Genomic DNA, 691 nt, shown 5'->3' with positions numbered 1-691 from the left:
GGGGGGCCAGCGCCAGCGGATCGCGCTGGCGCGGGCGCTCTACGGCGACCCGTTCCTGGTGGTGCTCGACGAGCCGAACTCCAACCTCGACGTCGACGGCGACCGCGCCCTGTCGGCCGCCGTGCAGGGCGTGCGCGCCCGGGGCGGCATCGTGGTGGTGATCGCCCACCGGCCGAGCGCGCTGGCCGCCGTCGACCGCATCCTGGTCCTGGGCGAGGGCCGCGTGCGCCTGCACGGGCCCCGCGACGAGGTCCTGGCGCAGCTGGGCGCCCTGACCCGGCAGACACCCACGAGGGTCGCATGACGCGGGACCAGGCCTCCATCGACCCGACCCGCGAGACCCGGCGCTCGCTGCGGCGGCACGTCGTCGGCGTCGCCGCGGTGATCGTGCTGGCCACCGGCACCGGCGCCTGGACGGCCGCCACGGAACTGTCCGGGGCGATCATCGCCACCGGCTCCCTGGTGGTGGAGAGCAACATCAAGAAGGTCCAGCACCCCACCGGGGGCGTGGTCGCCGAACTGCCGATCCAAGAGGGCGCCCGGGTCCAGGCCGGCGACCTGCTGGTCCGCCTCGACGCCACCACCACCCGGGCGACCTACGACAGCGTCACCAAGAGCCTCTGGGAGATCGCCGCCCGCAACGCCCGGCTGGAGGCCGAGCGCGACGGCCGCGACGAGCCCGCCTTCCCGG

The 691-nt window shown here is 75.7% G+C and carries 1 protein-coding gene and 1 pseudogene; both read left to right on the top strand.

Going from position 1 to position 691, the window contains the following annotated elements:
* Nucleotides 1-304 (top strand): annotated as a pseudogene (locus FV228_RS31675) (ATP-binding cassette domain-containing protein); the annotation flags it as partial.
* A partial coding sequence (locus tag FV228_RS31670) for a biotin/lipoyl-binding protein (RefSeq protein ID WP_147857968.1) occupies nt 301-691 on the top strand: 391 nt, incomplete at its 3' end. The pseudogene FV228_RS31675 and the gene FV228_RS31670, both read left to right, overlap by 4 nt.

The organism is Methylobacterium sp. WL18 (assembly GCF_008040015.1).
GTDB lineage: Bacteria > Pseudomonadota > Alphaproteobacteria > Rhizobiales > Beijerinckiaceae > Methylobacterium > Methylobacterium mesophilicum.
The sequence above is the reverse complement of the archived record's forward strand: the minus strand, read 5'-3'. Positions and strand labels throughout refer to the sequence as shown.